This window comes from Bradyrhizobium sp. LMG 9283, assembly GCF_045571415.1.
Lineage (GTDB): Bacteria > Pseudomonadota > Alphaproteobacteria > Rhizobiales > Xanthobacteraceae > Bradyrhizobium.
The window spans coordinates 8099846-8119212 of record NZ_CP120691.1; the positions used below are offsets into that span (position 1 = coordinate 8099846).

The following is a 19367-nucleotide window of genomic DNA, read 5'->3' on the forward strand; positions in this document are numbered from 1 at the left end:
CCCGGCGCTTCCTCGTCGGTCGCCGGCGATCTCCACATTTGGCGCCCGCTTCCCGGAACCTAGCATGGCCCCCTTGCGGCGAGTAGCGGCTCGCTGAACGGTGACGGCAAAGCCGATTGCAGCGGCGGCGAAACTCTGCGAAGTCTCGTCCGTTCGCATGACTACCCGCTTGATCTGACGATCCGGACCCGCCAATGCCTTCTGTCTTCGAGATCTCACCCACCGCCACCCCGATCACCTTCGTCACCAAGTCGAGCTGGGATCAGGTCGCCGAGACGCTGCCGCCGGCGCAACGCCAGTTTGCGACCGCGAGCGCCTTTGCCGCCAAGCCTGGCGGCTATCTGCCGCTGCCAACGCCGGACGGCGCGATCGCGCAGGTGCTGTTCGGCCTCGAAGACGAGGGCGCCAGATCGCGCGACCTGTTCCGACCCGGCGCCCTGCCCGGCCTGCTGCCGCCGGGCACCTATCGCTTTGCCAATGCACCGCACGATGCGCGGCTGGCGGCGCTCGCCTTCGCACTGGGCTGCTACCGCTTTGGCCGCTACCGCAAGGCAGATCGCCCCGAGGTGCGGCTGGTGCCACCCGACGGTGTCGACCCGGCCGAGATCGAGCGTATTGCTGATGCCGCAATGCTCGCGCGCGACCTCATCAACACGCCGTCCAACGACATGGGCCCGACGGAACTCGCCGCAGCCGCCCAAGCACTCTCCGCCGAGTTCGGCGCAAGCTTCGCCTGCACAATCGGCGAGGATCTCAAGACGAACTTTCCGTTGATCCATGCCGTCGGCATGGCCTCTAGCCGCGCACCGCGGCTGATCGACATCGGCTGGGGCGATCCCGATCATCCCAAGGTGACGCTGGTCGGCAAGGGCGTGTGCTTCGACACCGGCGGGCTCGACCTGAAACCGTCGAGCGGCATGCTGATCATGAAGAAGGACATGGGCGGTGCCGCCAACGTGCTGGCGCTCGCGCGCATGGTGATGGATGCAAAGCTGAGGGTACGGCTGCGCGTGCTGATCCCCGCGGTGGAGAATGCGGTCGCCGGAAATGCCTTCCGCCCGCTCGACATTTTTACCTCGCGCAAGGGCATCACGGTCGAGATCGGCAACACGGACGCGGAAGGACGCCTGGTGCTCGCCGATGCGCTGGCGCTGGCCGACGAGGAGAAGCCGGACCTGCTGATCGACCTGGGCACGCTGACCGGCGCGGCGCGCGTCGCGCTGGGGCCGGATTTACCGCCCTTTTACACCAATGATGAGACGCTGGCCGCCGACGTCGCGCGCTGCGCGGCGAAGGAGAACGATCCGTTGTGGCGCATGCCGCTGTGGCCGCCTTACGATTCCTGGCTGGACTCCAAGACGGCGACCATCACCAACGCGCCGTCGGGCGGCTTTGCCGGCTCGATCACCTGCGCCCTGTTCCTGCAACGGTTCGTCGAGCACGCCAAGAGCTGGTTGCATGTCGACATCTACGGCTGGACACCGTCGGCGAAGCCAGCGCGGCCCGAAGGCGGCGAGTGCCAGGCCGCGCGCGCCATCTACGCACTCCTGAGCGAGCGCTATGCGTGATCCAAGACACGATCCAAGGCTGACGCCGGCGCGCGGCGACATCGCCGCGAAATATCTCGAAGGCAAGGTTGCGGCGGAGCGCTTCGTCACCGGCGAAGAACTCGAGGTGATCGACGCGCTCGCGCCGGTGCGCGAGCAGCCATCCTCGAATGCGATGCTGATGACGGAGGCGGTGCGGGGCGAGCGCGTCACGATCTACGACCACAACGGCGAAGGCTGGGCCTGGGGCCAGCTCAATGGCGACGGCTATGTCGGCTGGCTGCCCGACGCGGCGCTCTTGAAGCCGACGGCCGCGCCGACGCACAAGGTGGGCGTACTTCGGACGTTTGCGTTCCCCGGCCCGTCGATCAAGCTGCCGCCGGCTGCCACGCTGGTCCTGGGATCAAGGCTCACGATCGCGCGCGAGGACGGGACCTTCGCGATGACGCGCGAAGGAACGTTCTTGCCACGGACTCATCTCGCGCCGCTCGATCATCGCGAGCCGGATTTCGTCGCAGTGGCCGAGCGCTTCGTTGGCACGCCTTATCTCTGGGGCGGCAAGAGCAGTTTTGGCATCGATTGCTCGGGGCTGGTACAGGTCTCGCTCACATCAGCCGGGATCGGCTGCCCGCGCGACAGCGATTTGCAGCTGGCGGGTCTCGGTCGCGCGCTGGAGCCGCATGAGCGGAGCAGCTTGCTGCGTGGCGATCTGATCTTCTGGAAGGGCCATGTCGCCATCGTCCGCGACGGCAGCACCATGGTCCACGCCAATGCCCATCACATGGCGACCGTGATCGAACCGATCGAGCCCGCGATCGCGCGGATCAAGCAGGCCGGCAGCGAGGTCGTCGCAATCAAGCGGCTCTGATTATTCTTTGTCATTCCGGGGCACGCGCATCGCGCGTGAACCCGGAGTCTCGCGCCATCATCTCTGGATTCCGGGTTCGCGCTGCGCGCCCCGAAATAACGAACGCTACGTCGCGACCGCCCCATTCCCCGCCGTCTCCAGCCGGAACGCGGCCGCGAACAGCGCGCGGGTGTAATCGGTCTTCGGACTCCGAAACAGCTCGGCCGCCTGCCCCTCCTCGACCACCTTGCCGCCGCGCATCACGATGAGATGGCTGGCGAGCGAGGCGACGACGCGCAAGTCGTGCGAGATGAACATGTAGGTGAGCTCGCGCTTGCGCTGGAGCTCGCGCAACAGATCGACCATCTGCGCCTGGAACAGCATGTCGAGCGCGCTGGTCGGCTCGTCCAGCACGACAAAATCCGGCTCCAGCACCACCGCCCGCGCGATGCTGATGCGCTGGCGTTGGCCGCCGGAGAATTCATGCGGATAGCGGAAGCGCGTATCCGGATCGAGCCCGACATCCTCCAGCGCCTTGACGACGCGTGCCTCGCGCTCCTCGCGCGACTGCTTCGGCTGATGCACGGAGAGACCTTCGGCGATGATGTCGGCGACCGACATGCGCGGTGAGAGCGAGCCGAACGGATCCTGGAACACGATCTGCATGTCGCGTCGGAACGGCCGCATCTCCTTGAAGCGCAAGCCCTGGATGTCCTTGCCCAAAAACACGATGCGGCCGTTCGAGGAGATCAGCCGCAGCAGCGCGAGCCCCAGCGTGGTCTTGCCCGAGCCGGATTCGCCGACCACCCCAAGCGTCTCGCCCTTGCGCACGGCGACACTGACGCCGTCAACCGCCTTGATGTGGCCGACCGTCTTGCGCATCAAGCCGCGCTTGATCGGAAACCAGACTTTGAGATCATCGGCCGACATCACCACCGGCGCACCCGGCTGCGGCGGCGCGGGATCGGGCTTCGGCTCCGCGGCGAGCAGGTCGCGCGTATAGGGATGTTTCGGGGTCTTGAAGACCTGCTCGACCGGCCCCTGCTCGACGATCACACCGCCCTTCATGACGCAGACGGTATCGGCGATGCGGCGAACGATGCCGAGATCGTGGGTGATGAACAGCAGGCTCATGCCGAGTCGCGAACGGATTTCGGCGAGCAGGGCCAGGATCTGCGCCTGCACGGTGACGTCGAGCGCCGTGGTCGGCTCGTCCGCGATCAACAGATCCGGCTCGTTTGCGAGTGCCATCGCGATCATCACGCGTTGACGCTGGCCGCCGGAGAGCTGGTGCGGATAGCTCTTCAGCCGCGTCTCGGGCTCGGGGATGCCGACCTGCGTGAGCAGCTCCAGAGTCCGTCTGCGCGCCCCGGCATTGCTGGTGGGATTATGCAGCTGGATGATCTCGCCGATCTGCGCCTCGATCGTGTGCAGCGGATTGAGCGACGTCATCGGCTCCTGGAAGATGATGGAGATGTCGCTGCCTCTGATCTCCCGCATCTGCTGCTCGGATTGCTCAATCAGCTCCTGCCCCTTGAAACGGATGCTGCCCGAGGGATGCGAGGCGTTCGGATACGGCAGGAGCTTGAGGATCGACAGCGCGCTGACCGACTTGCCGGAACCGGATTCGCCGACCAGCGCCACGCATTCGCCGCGCTTGATCTGGAACGAGACCTTGTCGACCGCGAGCGTGGTGGCGCCGCCCTGGTGGAAGGCCACCGAGAGATCGCGCACGCTGAGCAGGGGCTGGTTGATGGCGTCCATTGGCTTACCTGAACGTCTTGCGCGGATCGAAGGCGTCGCGCACGGCTTCGCCGATGAAGATCAACAGCGACAGCATGATCGCGACCGAGAAGAATCCGGAGAAGCCGAGCCATGGTGCCTGCACATTGGCCTTTGCCTGCGATAGAAGCTCACCTAGCGAGGGCGAACCGGGCGGCAGGCCGAAGCCGAGGAAATCGAGGGCCGTCAGTGTCATCACCGAGCTCGACACGATGAATGGCAGGAACGTCATGGTCGCGACCATCGCGTTCGGCAGCAGGTGGCGAAACATGATGACCGGGTTGGAGACGCCGAGCGCCCGCGCCGCCTGGATATATTCGAAATTGCGCCCGCGCAGGAACTCGGCCCGCACCAGACCAACCAGCGAGACCCAGGAGAACAGCAGGAGTATTCCGAGCAGCACGAAGAAGCCGGGCACGAGGACCGAGGATAGGATCAGGAGAAGATAGAGCGAGGGAATCGCCGTCCAGATCTCGATGAAGCGCTGGAAGATGAGATCGACCCGGCCGCCGAAATAGCCCTGCACCGCTCCCGCCGCGATGCCGATGACGGACGAAACGATCGTGAGACAAAGGCCGAACAGCACCGAGATGCGGAAACCGTAGATCAATCGCGCCACCACGTCGCGACCCTGATCGTCAGTGCCGAGCCAGTTGTATTCGAGATCGCGGCAGCTCTTCAGCCCCTTCTTCTCCACCACCGGCTTGCACTGCTTCTCCGTCAGCATCCAGGTCGGCGGCGACGGTGCCGGTGTCGGCAGGTCAAGATTATGCGTGTCGTAGGAATAACGGATCAGCGGCCAGACGATGGTGCCGCCCTTGTCCTTGATCAGCTTCTGCAAATAGGGATCGCGGTAGTCGGCCGCCGTCTCGAAATCGCCGCCGAAGGTCGTCTCCGAATAGGTCACGAAGGCCGGCCAATAGAGATGGCCGTCGAACTTGATCAGGAAGGGTCGATCATTGGCGATAAGTTCCGCAAACAGCGAGACCACAAACAAGCCGATGAATATCCAGAACGACCAATAGCCGCGCCGGTTGGCCTTGAAGTTCTGCCAACGCCGCCTGTTGAGTGGCGAAGGCGCGAAGGGCTTGCGCGTGATCGGTACGACCCCTCCCAGTGGAGACTTGGCCGTGGTCTCGATCGGCGTCGGCGCGGTAATCGTCATCAGACCTCCCGCGCCTCGAAGTCGATCCGAGGGTCGATCCACATATAGGTCAGGTCGGAGATCAAATTGATCACGAGGCCGACCAGCGAAAAGATGTAGAGCGTGCCGAACACCACGGGATAGTCGCGGTTGAGCACGCTCTCGAAGCTGAGCAGCCCGAGCCCATCCAGCGAGAAGATGGTCTCGATCAGAAGCGAGCCTGAAAAAAAGGCGTGGATGAAGGTCCCGGGGAAACCGGCGATCACGATCAGCATCGCGTTGCGGAAGACATGGCCATAGAGCACCCGGCTCTCGGTGCAGCCCTTGGCCCGCGCAGTCATGACGTATTGCTTGCGGATCTCGTCCAGGAACGAGTTCTTGGACAGGAACGTCATGGTGGTGAACGCGCCAAGCCCCATGGCAATCAGCGGCAGCGTCAGATGCCAGAAATAATCGACGATCTTCCAGTACCAGGGAAACTGCGACCAGCCGTCCGAGGTTAGTCCGCGTAGCGGGAACCAGTTGAAGAACGAGCCACCGGCAAACAGGATGATCAGGAGGATCGCAAACAGGAAGCCGGGAATCGCATAGCCGAGCACGAGCACGGTCGACGTCCAGGTGTCGAATCGCGTGCCGTCCTTCACCGCCTTGCGGATGCCGAGCGGAATCGAGATCAGATAGGTCAGAAGCGTCAGCCACAGGCCGAGCGAGATCGAGACCGGCAACTTCTCCTTGATGAGCTGGAGCACGCTGACATCGCGAAAATAGCTCTTGCCGAAATCGAAACGAGCGAAATTCCACACCATCAGCAGGAAGCGCTCCGGTGCCGGCTTGTCGAAACCGAACTGCACCTCCAGCTTCTTGATGAAATCAGGATCGAGCCCCTGCGCACCGCGATATTTCGAGTTGATGGCATCGGCGCCGGCGCCGACTTGCCCCGGCGCGCGCTGCGCAAAATCGCCGCCGCCCGAAATGCGCGACGTGCCGCCGGTATCGGCGCCCGAGAGCTGCGCGATCACGCGCTCGACCGGGCCGCCCGGCGCGAACTGCACGACGACGAAGGACACGAAGAGGATTCCGAGCAGCGTCGGGATCATCAGGAGGATGCGACGGGCGATATAGGCGCTCATGGCTATTTTGCCTGCTCGAGCTTGGCCGCCTTGGCGGGTTCATGCCACCAGATGTCGGGCGCGCCGACGCCGTTGGCATAACGCGGCAGCTTCTGCGGATGGCCGAACTGATCCCAGTAAGCCAGCCGGTGCGTCTTATTGTACCATTGCGGCACCCAATAGCGGCCGGCGCGAAACAGGCGATCGAAAGCGCGGCAGGCGACTGTCAACTCTTCCCGGCTGTCAGCCGCCATGATTTTCTCGATCATGGCATCGATCGCCGGGCTGGCGACGCCCGCGAGATTGTACGAGCCCTTGGTGTTCGCCACCTGCGAGGAGAAGAACGCGCGCATGGCATCGCCTGGTGTCGCCGACATGCTGAAGCGCTGGATTGTCATGTCGAAATCGAAATCTTCCTGGCGCGCCTTGTGTTGCACCGCATCGACCAGGCGGACGCTCGCCTCGATACCGAGCGTCGCGAGATTTTTGATGTAGGGCGCATGGTGCGGCTGGAACGAAGGCTCGTCCAGCAGGAACTCGATCCTGAAGACCTCGCCGCTCGGCAGCACCCGCTTGCCGTCCTTGATCGGTACGCCTGCTTCGTTCAGCAGTTGCTGCGCCTTGCGCAACAGGCTGCGGTCTTGCCCGGAGCCGTCCGACACCGGAGGCGTAAACGGCGCAGCGAACACTTCGTCGGGAACCCGACCGCGGAAAGGTTCGAGCAATTTGAGTTCCTCCTGCGAAGGAGGCCCATCGCTCGCCATGAGGTCCGAGTTCTGGAACGGCGACACCGTACGGGCATACGCGCCGTACATGATGCTCTTGTTGGTCCATTCGAAATCGAAGGCGTTGATCAGAGCCTCGCGCACGCGCGGATCCCTAAACTTGTCGCGCCGCGTGTTGATGAACCAGCCTTGCGCGCCGGACGGCGTGTCGTCGGGCACGACCTCCAGCTTGACGCGGCCATCCTTCGCGGCCGGGAAGTCATAGCGCGTCGCCCAGATGCGCGAGGTGAACTCCTCGCGATAGAGATAGCTCTTGCCGGTGAAACCCTCGAAGGCGACGTCGCGGTCACGATAGAACTCATAGCGGACGACATCGAAATTGTAGGTGCCGCGGCAGGGCGGCAGATCGGCAGCCCACCAGTCCTTCACCCGCTCATACTCGATATAGCGATTGACCTCGAACTTGCCGACCTTGTACGGACCCGAGCCCAGCGGAGTCTCCAGCGTCGATTCATCGAACGGGCGAGACGCGTAGTATGCCTTCGAGAAGATGGGCAGGCCAGCGATATAGAGCGGCACATCGCGCGCACGCCCCTTGGCAAAAGTGACGACGAGCGTCGCATTGTCGAGCGCTTCCGCGCTGACCATGTCGCGCATCTGCACGATGATCAGCGGATGGCCCTTGGCCTTCAGCGTCGTCAGCGAGAACGCCGCGTCGTGGGCAGTGAGCTTCGTGCCATCATGGAATTTCGCCTCCGGCCGCATCGTGAAGCGATAGACCAGCTTGTCCGGCGAGATCTGCACGGATTTGGCGGCAAGCCCGTACATCGCATCGGGCTCGTCGTTTGCGCGCACCATCAGCGGCGCAAACGTCATGTCCATGCCCTGCGCGCCGTCGCCCTTCAGGATGAAAGCGTTGAGCGAGTTGAAGGTCTGGTAGGACTGGTTGTACGAGCGCACCGACGGGATCAGCGAGAACGTACCGCCCTTCGGCGCGGCGACATTGACGTAATCGAAATGGTGGAAGTCGGCCGGATATTTGAGATCGCCGAACGCCGAGATGCCGTGCGCCTCGGTCGCCGCTTCCGACGCTCGCGCGCCGCGCAACGGCTGCGCACCCAGCGACGCCCCGAGGGCGCCGCCAACCCCCAAGAACAACACATGGCGGCGTGACATCTGCGTCATGCGGGGATTGTCCTTCACGACTTCTTTGCGATCCGCACTGCCTTCTCTGCGTCGTACCACCAGATGAACGGGAAGCCTGACAGACCATATCTGGGCAATTCCGCCGGCCGGCCGAAGCGATCCCAGCGCGCAGTGCGCACCTTTGGATAATTCCACTGCGGCACGACGTAGTGATTCCACAGCAGCACGCGGTCGAGCGCCTTGGTCGCGGCGACGAGATCGTCCCGATCGGTGGCGTAGATGACCCGCTCGATCAGCTTGTCAACCGCCGGATTCTTGATGCCGGCAAGATTGCGCGAGCCGGCGATGTCGGCCGTCTTGGACGACCAGAATTCGCGCTGCTCATTGCCCGGCGACTGCGATTCGGGCCAGGAGTTGGTGACCATGTCGAAATCCCACTCGCGGGTCCTGTTCTCGTATTGAGTTGGATCGACAGTGCGCACGCTGACAGCAATGCCCAGCCGTTCCAGAGATGGCTTGTAGAACAGCGTGATCCGCTCGAAGCTCGGGTCCGAGTTCAGCAGTTCCAGGGAGAACTGGGCGCCGGTTTTAACATCGATCAGCTTGCGGTCGCGCACCTCATACCCGGCTTCCTTGAACAGGCGTAGCGCCTCGCGCAGATTGTCGCGCACGGCCTCCGGACTGCCGCCGACCGGATTGGTATAGGCGGTCGTGAAGACTTCGGGCGGCACCTGGGCCCGGACAGTCTCGAGGATCTCGAGCTCCTTCCCCTGCGGCAGGCCGGTCGCCATCAGGTCTTCGATGCCGTCGAAATAGCTGCTGATGCGCTTGTACTGACCGTAGAAGATCTGCTTGTTCATCTCCTCGAAGTCGAACGCGTAGTTGAGCGCACGCCGCACCCGTGGATCACTGAACTTGGCACGGCGCAGGTTCGGCACGAAGGCTTGCATCACGCCCGAGCTGCGATTGGCGAATTCCTCGAGGATCACCCGCTTTTCGGTCACGGCCGGGAAGTCGTAGGCAGTCGCCCAGTTCTTCGCGCTGTTCTCGGTACGCCAATCGACCTGATCGGCCTTGAAAGCCTCGATCGCGACAGTAGCGTCGCGGAAATATTCATAGCGCAGCTCGTCGAAATTGTTGCGGCCCACATTGGTGGGAAAGTCGCGGCCCCAATAATTCTTGACGCGCTCCAGCGCGATCGACCGTCCTGCAACGAATTCCTTGATCCTGTAGGGGCCGGAGCCGAGCGGCACTTCGAGCGTCGTGGCGGAGACATCGCGCTTGCGGCCCTGCGCGTCCGTCCCCTCCCACCAATGCTTCGGCAAGACTATAAGCTGCCCCACGATCTGCGGCAGCTCACGGTTGCCGGGCGCGTCGAATACGAACTTCACCTCACGCTCGCCGACCTTCTCGGCCTTTACCACATGGCTGTAGTACGCCGAGTACATCGGATGGTGCTTCTTGAAGGAATCGAGCGAGAAGATCACGTCATCCGGCGTAACGGGCTTGCCGTCGTGCCATTTCGCCTGCGGCCGCAAGCGGTAGGTGACGAAGGAGAAGTCGTCGGGGTGGCTGACCGCTTCGGCTAGCGCGCCGTATTCGGTCGAGACCTCGTCGAGCGAGGGCGTTGTGAGGGATTCGTAGATGAAGGCGACGGCGCCGGCGACCTGCCCCTTCACACCTGATACGACGATATTGAAATTGTCGAATGTGCCGACGGCGATCTGGCGCGCAACCCCGCCCTTGGGCGCTTCCGGATTGACGTAATCGAAGTGCTGGAAATCGGCGGGATACTTGACCTTTCCGAACAGCGACAGCGCATGGCGCCAGGGCAGCTCAGTTGCTGATTGCGCATGCGCCGAGCCGACGGCAACGCCCGCGACGGAACCAAGGGCGGGGAGCGCTGCGGCAGCAGTGCCGGTGAGCAGGAGATCGCGTCGGGTAATGGCCAAATCAACATCCCTGTCTTGAAGGAGGCTACTCCTTTAAGTTCCCAATATAGGCGAGGTTTCGACCGAATATGTTGCTTTTTCCTCATCTTGGAAGCCCCTGCAACCTATCGGATGCGGCCAAACGCCTCGATAACGTCGTCGCGAGGCCCGGATAAGGAAACGGCCAGGCTTTTCAGCCTGGCCGCACATTCCGAAATGGTTTCTGGAAGCCTTACTTCGACGCGGTCGGCAGCGGCTGAGGGTGCTCCGACAGCGAGTTCAGATAGGCAATGACGTCGGCGCGCTCGGAGTCCTTCGGAATGCCGGCGAAGCCCATCGCGGTGCCCGGAATGAAGCCCTTCGGGTTGGCGATGAACTTGTTGAGGTCGTCGAACGTCCAGGTGCCGCCCTTGGCCTTCATCGCAGCGGAGAAATTGAACCCGCGGCCCTCGCCCTTCGGCTCGCCGACAACGCCATAGAGGTTCGGGCCAACGCGATTCGGGCCACCCTTCTCGAAGGTGTGGCAGGCGCCGCATTTCTTGGCGGCGGCAGCGCCCTTCTCGACGGAGGCAGTCTGGAGCAGCTTTTCGATCGGCTCCGAGGAGGCTGCTGCGGCGGCACCACCTTCCTTGCCGTGGCCGGCATCTTCCTTCACCGCGATCTCAAAGCCAGGCTTTTCCGGCATCTTGGGGGAGAACAGCGCCTGGGCGGTGAAGCTCGTCACCAGCAGAAGGAGACAGGTGCCGAGCACGGCACCGAGAATCTTGTTGAGTTCGAAAGAGTCCATTTCCGGCCAGGCCCCACCGCAAGAAGGAAACAGCGGCTCAGATGGCCGCCAGGACGAGCCTCGGGAGAATCAAGAACGTTCCTTATTGTTTCCCCGAGTTTTGCCATTGAGATATCGGTTTGCCCGGGGTCTGGCAACCCGTATAAGCGACCGCGCTTTCAGCCCGTCCCCACTCCATTTCTCGGTGCGGAAAACGCCCCGTTTCCAGGCTCTTGACCCGATGACCGATCCTCGCATTCTGGTGCTGATCCCGGCCCGCATGGCCGCCACCCGCCTGCCCGGTAAGCCGCTCGCCGATATCGCGGGTCTGCCGATGATCGTACATGTGCTGCGCCGTGCAGAGGCCGCGGCAATCGGCCGGGTCGCGGTCGCCACGGACACCGACGAGATCGCCTCGGTCGTCACTGCTCATGGCGGCGAGGCCGTGATGACCCGCGCCGACCACCCCTCCGGCTCGGACCGCATCCACGAGGCCATGCAAAAGCTCGATCCCGAGGGCAAGGCCGAGATCGTGATCAACCTCCAGGGTGATTTCCCGACCATTACGCCGGCAACGATCCGCGAGGTGCTGCCGCCGTTCGACGACCCCGCAGTCGACATCGTCACATTGGCCTCGCAGATCCACAGCGAGGAGGAGGACCTCGCGCCGAGCGTCGTGAAGGCCATCGGTTCGCCGATCGGGCCAAAGCGGTTGCGGGCACTTTATTTCACCCGCGCCACGGCCCCTTACGGCAACGGACCGCGATACCATCATATCGGCCTTTATGCCTATCGTCGCGCCGCGCTGGAGCGGTTCGTGTCGCTGCCGCCTTCGCCCCTGGAACGCCAGGAAAGCCTGGAACAGCTGCGGGCGGTGGAGGCTGGCATGCGGATCGACATCATGATCGTCGACAGCGTACCCCGCGGCGTCGACACGCCGCCCGATCTCGAAACCGCGCGCAGCATCCTTTCCAAATCCTGAGCCGCTGCTACAAGGCCGACCATGAGCAAGATGAAGATCGCATTCCAGGGCGAGCCCGGAGCCAATTCCCACATCGCCATCGTCGAGGCCTATCCCGACGCCGAGCCGATGCCCTGCGCCACCTTCGAGGACGCGCTGTCGGCGATCTCCTCGGGCGAGGCCGATCTCGGCATGATTCCGATCGAGAATTCGGTCGCGGGCCGCGTTGCTGACATCCATCATCTGCTGCCGGCCTCTGGCCTGTTCATCATTGGCGAATGGTTTCTGCCGGTCCGCCATCAGCTGATGGCGGTGAAGGGCACCAAGATCGAAGACATCAAGAGTGTCGAGAGCCATGTGCATGCGCTCGGCCAGTGCCGGCGCATCATCCGCAAGCTCGGCATCAAGCCGATCGTGCACGCCGACACCGCCGGCAGCGCCCGCGACATCTCCGAGCGCAAGGACAAGACCGTCGCAGCGATCGCCTCGCGCCTGGCCGCCAAGATCTACGGCCTCGACATCCTTGCCGACGACATCGAGGACGAGGCCCATAACACCACGCGCTTCGTGGTGCTGGCGCGTGAGCCGAAATGGGCGCCCCAAGGCACCGGCCCGCTCGTCACCACTTTTGTTTTCCGCGTGCGCAACTTGCCGGCGGCGCTTTACAAGGCGCTCGGCGGGTTCGCCACCAACGGCGTCAACATGACCAAGCTCGAGAGCTACATGGTCGACGGCAATTTCTTCGCCACGCAGTTTTATGCCGACGTCGACGGCCACCCCGAAGACAAGGGCCTCGCCTTCGCCATCGAGGAGCTGAAATTCTTCTCGCGCGAGTTCCGCATCGTCGGCGTGTATCCGGGCCATCCGTTCCGGGCGACATTCAGCGAGACGCAGGACTAGTAGCGTGTCCCGGTCGCGCGAAGCGCGAGCCGGGACGCAGAGGCCCGAGACACGGACTGCAATGGGCCCCGGCTCTGCAGCGCACCGCTACGCGCTGCACTGCGTCCGGGGCACGGTGTCCCTCGTGACTAAGCCGCGTTTTTCGCCAGCCCGAACGCCTCCGCCAGCAGCGAATACGACTTCTTTCGCGCCTCATGGTCGTACACCGCAGTGATCACCATCAGTTCGTCCGGCTTGCTCGCGTAGATCAGCGGCTGCAGCTTCTTCTGCACCGTCGCGGGGCTGCCGACGAACAGGCGCGAGCGGTTGCGCAGGATCGAGGCGCGCTCGGCGTCCGTATAGGGATAGGCCATCGCCTCCTCGACGTTCGGCAGCGGCAGATATTGACCACGGTCGCGGCGAAGGCGGTTGAGGTCGAAGGAAGAGGCGAGCCTTTCGGCCTCCTCATCGGTTTCAGCCGTAATGACGGCGACCGCGAGAATGGCGTGCGGGCTCGCACGCCAGGCTGAGGGCTGGAAACGATTGCGGTAATGCACCATCGCATCGATCGCGTCGTGGGAAGCGAAATGATGGGCAAAGGCGAAGCCCATGCCGACCTGGGCGGCCAATTCCGAGGAATAATCGCTGGAGCCAAGCAGCCAGATCGGCGGCAGCCTGGTATCGTCGGGCATCGCAACGACATTGTTGTAGGGGTGCCCGGCGGGGAATTCGCGGGTCTCCCACAGGATCAGTTCGTGCAGCCGCTCCAGGAAATCGTCGCCCTCGCGACGGTCGAGCCGGCTCCTCAGCGCATAGGCCGTGGCGCCATCGGTGCCCGGCGCACGGCCGAGACCGAGATCGATCCGGCCGGGAAACAGCGCCTCCAGCATCTTGAAGCGCTCGGCCACCACCAGCGGCGCGTGGTTGGGCAGCATCACTCCGCCTGAGCCGACCCGGATGTGCTTCGTCACCGCCGCGATCTGCCCGATCATCACATCGGGCGCGGGGCTCGCGACGGAGGCGAGGTTGTGATGCTCGGCGAGCCAATAGCGGACATAGCCGAGCCCATCGACGTGGCGCGCCAGGTCGATGCTGTTGCGCAGCGCTGCGGCAGGCTGGGTGCTGGTGGTGACCACGGAGAGGTCGAGGACTGAGAGCGGGATCATGGCGGCTTAACCTAATGAAGGCCGGCGCAGCGGCAATGGGCCAGCTCCGCAGGTCAGATGCATGCCAGCGGCGCGCCCCTCGTGCCCGGCCGAACGGAAACGGTGGGATTGAGACAGCTACAATGACGCAACGCTCACGTCGCCCACATAGGAGAAAGGCGCCAAACCTCGATCGGACTTAGACTAATGAACTGATTTATAATGCGAATTTTCCTATAGGGATTTCCCACTCAGATCGACAAACGTTCACTAATTCGGCTATTCTTGGCGCAAGTGGGCCATTTCCCATCCATGATGGGCTGTCGATCCAACGCACTTTGCCGTATCTTAGGCCTCCCCGAGCTAGATGCGGCTGCTGGCCGCCGTGGCTGAGCGAGACCTTGGAGTGAGTGGTGCCATGACTGACGCGACGACGCCTGGCCAAGCCAATGGGCAAGACAGGCACCTGAAGCGGCCTGCGATCTCCTTCGAGTTCTTTCCGCCCAAGACCGAGGAGATGGAGCGCAATCTCTGGGAGACCATCAAGCGGCTGGCCCCGCTCGAGCCGAAATTCGTCTCGGTGACCTATGGCGCCGGCGGCTCGACCCGCGAGCGCACCCATTCGACCATTGCGCGCATCCTGAAAGAAACCTCGCTGCTGCCGGCTGCGCATCTGACCTGCGTCGGTGCATCGCGCGGCGAGATCGACGAGATCGTCGACCGCTATCACGAGGTCGGCGTGCGTCACATCGTGGCCTTGCGCGGTGACCCCGTTGGCGGCATCGGCACACCCTATTCCAGCCATCCCGACGGCTACCAGAGCTCTGCCGAGCTCGTCGCGGGAATCAAGAAGCGGCATGGCGATATCGAGGTGTCCGTTTCGGCCTATCCCGAAAAGCACCCCGAGGCGCGCGACTTCGACGCCGACATCGACACGCTGAAGGCCAAGGTCGACGCCGGCGCGACCCGCGCGATCACGCAGGTGTTCTTCGATAACGACCTCTACTTCCGCTATCTCGACCGCGTCCGCGCCCGCGGGATCAACATCCCTGTCGTGCCGGGCATCATGCCCATGCACAATTTCAAGCAGGCACGCAATTTCGTGACGCGTGCCGGCACCACCGTGCCCGACTGGTTCGCCGCGAAGTTCGAGGGCCTCGATGACGACGCCGAGACCCGCAAGCTGGTGGCGGCGACCGTCGCCGCCGGCCAGGTGCAGAAGCTCGCCAAGCACGGCGTCGATACCTTCCACTTCTACACCATGAACCGCGCCGATCTCGTGTTCGCGATCAGCCATTTGCTCGGCATCCGTGCCAAGACCGCCCAGAAGGCAGCGTAAGAGAAAATGACCGTACCCGTTTCCGCCAAGCGAACTGCCCTGCTGAACGCCGCGCGCCAGCGCATCCTCGTGCTCGACGGCGCCATGGGCACGATGATCCAGAATCTCCAGCTCGACGAGTCTGCCTTCCGTGGCGAGCGCTTCAAGAATTTCCATCGCGATCTTCGCGGCAACAACGACCTGTTGATCCTGACCCAGCCGCAGGCGATCGAGGACATCCACGCCGCTTATTTGCGCGCCGGCGCCGACATCGTCGCAACCAACACCTTCTCGACGACTTCGATCGCGCAGGCCGATTACGATCTCACCGATATCGTCTACGAGATGGCGCGCGAAGGCGCTCGCCTCGCCGGCAATGCCGCCCGCCGCGTCGAAGCCGAGGACGGCAAGCCGCGCTTCGTTGCCGGCGCTATCGGCCCCACCAACCGCACCGCCTCGATCTCGCCCGACGTGTCCAATCCGGGCTATCGCGCCGTCACCTTCGACGATCTCCGTAAATCCTATGGCGAGCAGATCCGCGGACTGATCGACGGCGGCGTCGACCTCTTGCTGGTTGAGACCATCTTCGACACGCTCAACGCCAAGGCGGCGCTCTATGCGATCGCCGAAATCACCGAGGAGCTCGGTATCGACATGCCCGTGATGGTGTCGGGCACCATCACCGACAAATCCGGACGCCTGCTATCCGGGCAGATGCCGGAAGCGTTCTGGAATTCGGTGCGGCACGCCAAGCCTGTCACCATCGGCTTCAACTGCGCGCTCGGCGCCGAGGATCTGCGCGCGCACATCGCCGATATCGGCCGCGTCGCCGACACGCTCGTGTGTGCCTATCCCAATGCCGGCCTGCCGAACGAGTTCGGCCAGTATGACGAGACGCCTGAGTACATGGCGCGCCTGATCGGCGAGTTCGCGCGCGACGGCCTCGTCAACATCGTCGGCGGCTGCTGCGGCACGACGCCGGATCACATCGCTGCAATCGCCGCCGCGGTCGCTCCGCACAAGCCGCGCATCGTGCCGGAGATCGCACCGCGCTTGCGCCTCTCTGGCCTTGAGCCCTTCGTGCTGACGGACGCCATTCCCTTCGTCAATGTCGGCGAGCGCACCAACGTCACGGGATCGGCCCGCTTCCGCAAGCTGATCACCGCCGGCGACTACACCGCCGCGCTGCAGGTCGCGCGCGACCAGGTCGAGAACGGCGCGGTAGTTATCGACGTCAACATGGACGAGGGCCTGCTCGACTCCGAAGCCGCGATGGTGACGTTCCTCAACCTTGTCGCCGCCGAGCCCGACATCGCCCGCGTCCCCGTGATGGTCGACTCCTCGAAATTCTCGGTGATCGAGGCCGGCCTGAGATGCGTGCAGGGCAAGCCGGTCGTCAACTCGATCTCGATGAAGGAAGGCGAGGAGAAGTTCATCCACGAGGCGAGGATCGCGCGGCGCCATGGGTCGGCGGTCGTCGTGATGGCATTCGACGAGGTCGGCCAGGCCGACACGTTCGCGCGCAAGACCGAGATCTGCAAGCGTGCCTACGACATCCTGGTGAACAAGGTCGGCTTCCCGCCGGAGGACATCATCTTCGATCCGAACATCTTCGCGATCGCAACCGGCATCGAGGAGCACAACAATTACGGCGTCGACTTCATCGAGGCGACGCGGTGGATCCGACAGAACCTGCCGGGCGCGCATGTCTCGGGCGGCGTCTCCAACCTGTCGTTCTCGTTCCGCGGCAACGAGCCGGTGCGCGAGGCCATGCACTCGGTGTTCCTGTATCATGCCATCAAGGCCGGCATGGACATGGGCATCGTCAATGCCGGGCAGATGATCGTCTATGACGACATCGATCCGGAGCTGCGGCAGACATGCGAGGACGTCGTCCTCAACCGCGACCCCGGGGCCTCCGAACGCCTGCTGGCGCTCGCGGAAAAATTCCGCGGCAAGAAGACCGAGAGCAAGGAAGCCGATCTCGCCTGGCGCGAATGGCCGGTGGAGAAGCGGCTGTCGCATTCGCTGGTGCATGGCATCACCGAGTTCATCGAGCAGGACACCGAGGAGGCCCGCAAGAATTCCTCGCGTCCGCTCGACGTGATCGAGGGGCCGCTGATGGCCGGCATGAACGTGGTCGGCGATCTCTTCGGCGACGGCAAGATGTTCCTGCCGCAGGTGGTGAAGTCCGCGCGCGTGATGAAGCAGGCCGTTGCTTACCTGATGCCGTTCATGGAGGAGGAGAAAGCGCGCAACCTCGCCAGCGGCATCGGCACGGACGCGAACTCCTCCGCCGGCAAGATCGTGCTCGCGACCGTCAAGGGCGACGTCCACGACATCGGCAAGAACATCGTCGGCATCGTGCTCCAGTGCAACAACTTCGAGGTCATCGACCTCGGCGTGATGGTGCCGGCGGCGAAGATCGTCGAGACGGTGAAAGCCGAGAAGGCCGACATCGTCGGGCTATCGGGCCTGATCACGCCCTCGCTCGACGAGATGGCGTTCTTCGCCGGCGAATTGCAGCGCGAAGGCTTGAAGCTGCCGCTTTTGATCGGCGGCGCCACGACCAGCCGCGTGCACACGGCGGTGAAGATCGATCCGAGCTATCGCGCCGGTCCCGTCGTCCACGTCAACGATGCCAGCCGCGCCGTCGGCGTCGCCTCTGCGCTGCTCTCGCCCGAGAAGCGCGAGGTCTATGCCGCCGAGGTGCGGGCCGAGTACGCCAAGATCTCGGAGGCACATCTGCGTGCGCAGGCCGACAAGAAGCGGCTCAAGCTCAGCGATGCCCGCGCCAACCGCGTGCCGGTCGACTTTGCCGCGAACAAGCCGGTGAAGCCGACCTTCTTGGGCATCCGCAGCTTCGACGAATATGACCTCGCCGAGCTTGTCCCCTATATCGACTGGACGCCGTTCTTCCAGACCTGGGAGCTCGCGGGACGCTTCCCCGCCATTCTCGACGATGCCAAGGTCGGCGAGGTCGCGCGCTCGCTCTATGACGATGCGCGCAAGATGCTCGACACCATCGTCAGGGAGAAATGGTTCCGGGCCCGTGCGACGATCGGCTTCTGGCCGGCGAACGCGCAAGGCGACGACATCGTGCTCTACGCCGACGAAAGCCGGACCAAGAGCATCGCGACGCTGCACACGCTGCGCCAGCAGCTGGAGAAGCGCGAGGGCCGTTTCAACGCGGCGCTTTCGGACTTCATCGCGCCCACAGGCGTGCCCGATTATATCGGCGGCTTCGTCGTCACCGCAGGGATCGGCGAGGATGCGGTCGCCGACCGCTTCAGAAAAGCGAATGACGATTACTCCTCGATCCTGTGCAAGGCGCTGGCCGACCGCCTTGCCGAAGCCTTTGCCGAGCGCATGCATGCCCGCGTGCGCCGGGAGTTCTGGGCCTATGCGCCGGATGAAGCGCTCACCAACGAGGAGCTGATCCTCGAGAAGTATCAGGGCATCCGCCCCGCGCCCGGCTATCCCGCCCAGCCCGATCACACCGAGAAGGCGACGCTGTTCGCGCTGCTCGATGCGGAAGCCACCGCCGGCGTGAAGCTCACCGAGAACTTTGCGATGTGGCCGGGCTCGTCCGTATCCGGGCTCTATTTTGCAAACCCGGCGAGCTATTATTTCGGCGTCGGCAAGATCGAGCGCGATCAGGTCGAGGACTACGCGGCACGCAAGGGCATGAGCGTCGCGAAAGCTGAGCGCTGGCTCGCGCCGGTGCTGAACTACATCCCGTCGCATCAGGACAAGGCCTTCGCGGCGACGCCGGCGAACGACGAGATGCCGAAAGACCTCGCCTCGCATCCGCCGGGCTGCACCTGCGCGGTGCACCTCGTCTGGCAGAAGAAGCGCGCGGGGGCGGGATAGGCGGGCCGCAAAACAAGAAGTGAGAAAACAACCCCATGCACAGTAGCGATGGGGTTGAAAAGGTTGAGCAATTTCGGTCTTACCGAAAGCGAGTTGCGGCGTCGGGCAAAACAGGGGTATTGTTTCATCGTCGCCGACCACGCCGGTTTCGCAACTTGGGCGGATGCGAGTGCCCCTTCACCTCTTCCTACATG

13 protein-coding genes are annotated in these 19367 nt (G+C 63.7%); 6 read left to right on the forward strand and 7 right to left on the reverse strand.

What is annotated here, in order from left to right; all coding sequences use genetic code 11:
* The first annotated feature begins 194 nt into the window (after positions 1 to 194).
* On the forward strand, positions 195 to 1568 hold the full coding sequence (locus P6U29_RS37720; protein ID WP_407115177.1) for a leucyl aminopeptidase family protein: 1374 nt from the start codon (positions 195 to 197) through the stop codon (positions 1566 to 1568).
* Entirely contained in the window at positions 1561 to 2415 is an 855-nt protein-coding gene (locus P6U29_RS37725) for an NlpC/P60 family protein (protein ID WP_407115178.1), read from the forward strand. The genes P6U29_RS37720 and P6U29_RS37725 overlap by 8 nt, the downstream gene beginning before the upstream one ends.
* Before the next feature lie 105 nt (positions 2416 to 2520).
* On the opposite strand, the gene P6U29_RS37730 is transcribed toward P6U29_RS37725, so the two are convergent.
* The 6 genes from P6U29_RS37730 to P6U29_RS37755 form a co-directional block, all read right to left on the reverse strand.
* Positions 2521 to 4158, reverse strand: a complete 1638-nt coding sequence (locus tag P6U29_RS37730; protein WP_407115179.1) for an ABC transporter ATP-binding protein — start codon at positions 4156 to 4158, stop codon at positions 2521 to 2523.
* 4 nt (positions 4159 to 4162) lie between these two features.
* Complete coding sequence (locus P6U29_RS37735) at positions 4163 to 5341, reverse strand: ABC transporter permease (RefSeq protein ID WP_407115180.1); 1179 nt, start codon at positions 5339 to 5341, stop codon at positions 4163 to 4165.
* Positions 5341 to 6450 (reverse strand): microcin C ABC transporter permease YejB, encoded by a 1110-nt coding sequence (locus P6U29_RS37740; RefSeq protein ID WP_407115181.1) that lies wholly within the window; start codon positions 6448 to 6450, stop codon positions 5341 to 5343. The genes P6U29_RS37735 and P6U29_RS37740 overlap by 1 nt, the downstream gene beginning before the upstream one ends.
* 2 nt (positions 6451 to 6452) lie before the next feature.
* Positions 6453 to 8339 carry an extracellular solute-binding protein gene (locus P6U29_RS37745; protein WP_407115182.1) on the reverse strand — a complete coding sequence of 629 codons (1887 nt, stop codon included), beginning with the start codon at positions 8337 to 8339 and terminating at the stop codon, positions 6453 to 6455.
* A gap of 14 nt (positions 8340 to 8353) precedes the next feature.
* Positions 8354 to 10252 (reverse strand): extracellular solute-binding protein, encoded by a 1899-nt coding sequence (locus P6U29_RS37750; protein WP_407115183.1) that lies wholly within the window; start codon positions 10250 to 10252, stop codon positions 8354 to 8356.
* A gap of 211 nt (positions 10253 to 10463) precedes the next feature.
* Entirely contained in the window at positions 10464 to 11018 is a 555-nt protein-coding gene (locus tag P6U29_RS37755) for a c-type cytochrome (RefSeq protein ID WP_407115184.1), read from the reverse strand.
* A 220-nt stretch (positions 11019 to 11238) separates the two neighbouring features.
* Here P6U29_RS37755 and P6U29_RS37760 point away from each other — a divergent pair, with 220 nt between their 5' ends.
* Both P6U29_RS37760 and P6U29_RS37765 read left to right on the forward strand, forming a co-directional pair.
* On the forward strand, positions 11239 to 11979 hold the full coding sequence (locus P6U29_RS37760) for a 3-deoxy-manno-octulosonate cytidylyltransferase (RefSeq protein WP_407115185.1): 741 nt from the start codon (positions 11239 to 11241) through the stop codon (positions 11977 to 11979).
* A 21-nt stretch (positions 11980 to 12000) separates the two neighbouring features.
* Positions 12001 to 12858, forward strand: a complete 858-nt coding sequence (locus P6U29_RS37765) for a prephenate dehydratase (RefSeq protein ID WP_407115186.1) — start codon at positions 12001 to 12003, stop codon at positions 12856 to 12858.
* Between the two features lie 128 nt (positions 12859 to 12986).
* Here P6U29_RS37765 and P6U29_RS37770 read toward each other — a convergent pair whose 3' ends face one another.
* Positions 12987 to 14003, reverse strand: coding sequence for an LLM class flavin-dependent oxidoreductase (locus tag P6U29_RS37770; protein ID WP_407115187.1), 1017 nt, complete (start codon positions 14001 to 14003; stop codon positions 12987 to 12989).
* Positions 14004 to 14400: 397 nt separating this feature from the next.
* Here P6U29_RS37770 and metF point away from each other — a divergent pair, with 397 nt between their 5' ends.
* Both metF and metH read left to right on the forward strand, forming a co-directional pair.
* On the forward strand, positions 14401 to 15321 hold the full coding sequence (gene metF, locus P6U29_RS37775; RefSeq protein WP_407115188.1) for a methylenetetrahydrofolate reductase [NAD(P)H]: 921 nt from the start codon (positions 14401 to 14403) through the stop codon (positions 15319 to 15321).
* 6 nt (positions 15322 to 15327) lie between these two features.
* Positions 15328 to 19173: a methionine synthase gene (gene metH, locus P6U29_RS37780; RefSeq protein WP_407115189.1), complete on the forward strand. Its 3846-nt coding sequence runs from the start codon at positions 15328 to 15330 to the stop codon at positions 19171 to 19173.
* Positions 19174 to 19367: the final 194 nt, after the last annotated feature.

Bases quoted from the DNA above. Each gene is read 5' to 3' on its own strand.
- P6U29_RS37720 (WP_407115177.1), top strand. From the start codon at position 195: ATGCCTTCTGTCTTCGAGATCTCACCCACCGCCACCCCGATCACCTTC.
- P6U29_RS37725 (WP_407115178.1), top strand. From the start codon at position 1,561: ATGCGTGATCCAAGACACGATCCAAGGCTGACGCCGGCGCGCGGCGAC.
- P6U29_RS37730 (WP_407115179.1), bottom strand. From the start codon at position 4,158: ATGGACGCCATCAACCAGCCCCTGCTCAGCGTGCGCGATCTCTCGGTG.
- P6U29_RS37735 (WP_407115180.1), bottom strand. From the start codon at position 5,341: ATGACGATTACCGCGCCGACGCCGATCGAGACCACGGCCAAGTCTCCA.
- P6U29_RS37740 (WP_407115181.1), bottom strand. From the start codon at position 6,450: ATGAGCGCCTATATCGCCCGTCGCATCCTCCTGATGATCCCGACGCTG.
- P6U29_RS37745 (WP_407115182.1), bottom strand. From the start codon at position 8,339: ATGACGCAGATGTCACGCCGCCATGTGTTGTTCTTGGGGGTTGGCGGC.
- P6U29_RS37755 (WP_407115184.1), bottom strand. From the start codon at position 11,018: ATGGACTCTTTCGAACTCAACAAGATTCTCGGTGCCGTGCTCGGCACC.
- P6U29_RS37760 (WP_407115185.1), top strand. From the start codon at position 11,239: ATGACCGATCCTCGCATTCTGGTGCTGATCCCGGCCCGCATGGCCGCC.
- P6U29_RS37765 (WP_407115186.1), top strand. From the start codon at position 12,001: ATGAGCAAGATGAAGATCGCATTCCAGGGCGAGCCCGGAGCCAATTCC.
- P6U29_RS37770 (WP_407115187.1), bottom strand. From the start codon at position 14,003: ATGATCCCGCTCTCAGTCCTCGACCTCTCCGTGGTCACCACCAGCACC.
- metF (WP_407115188.1), top strand. From the start codon at position 14,401: ATGACTGACGCGACGACGCCTGGCCAAGCCAATGGGCAAGACAGGCAC.
- metH (WP_407115189.1), top strand. From the start codon at position 15,328: ATGACCGTACCCGTTTCCGCCAAGCGAACTGCCCTGCTGAACGCCGCG.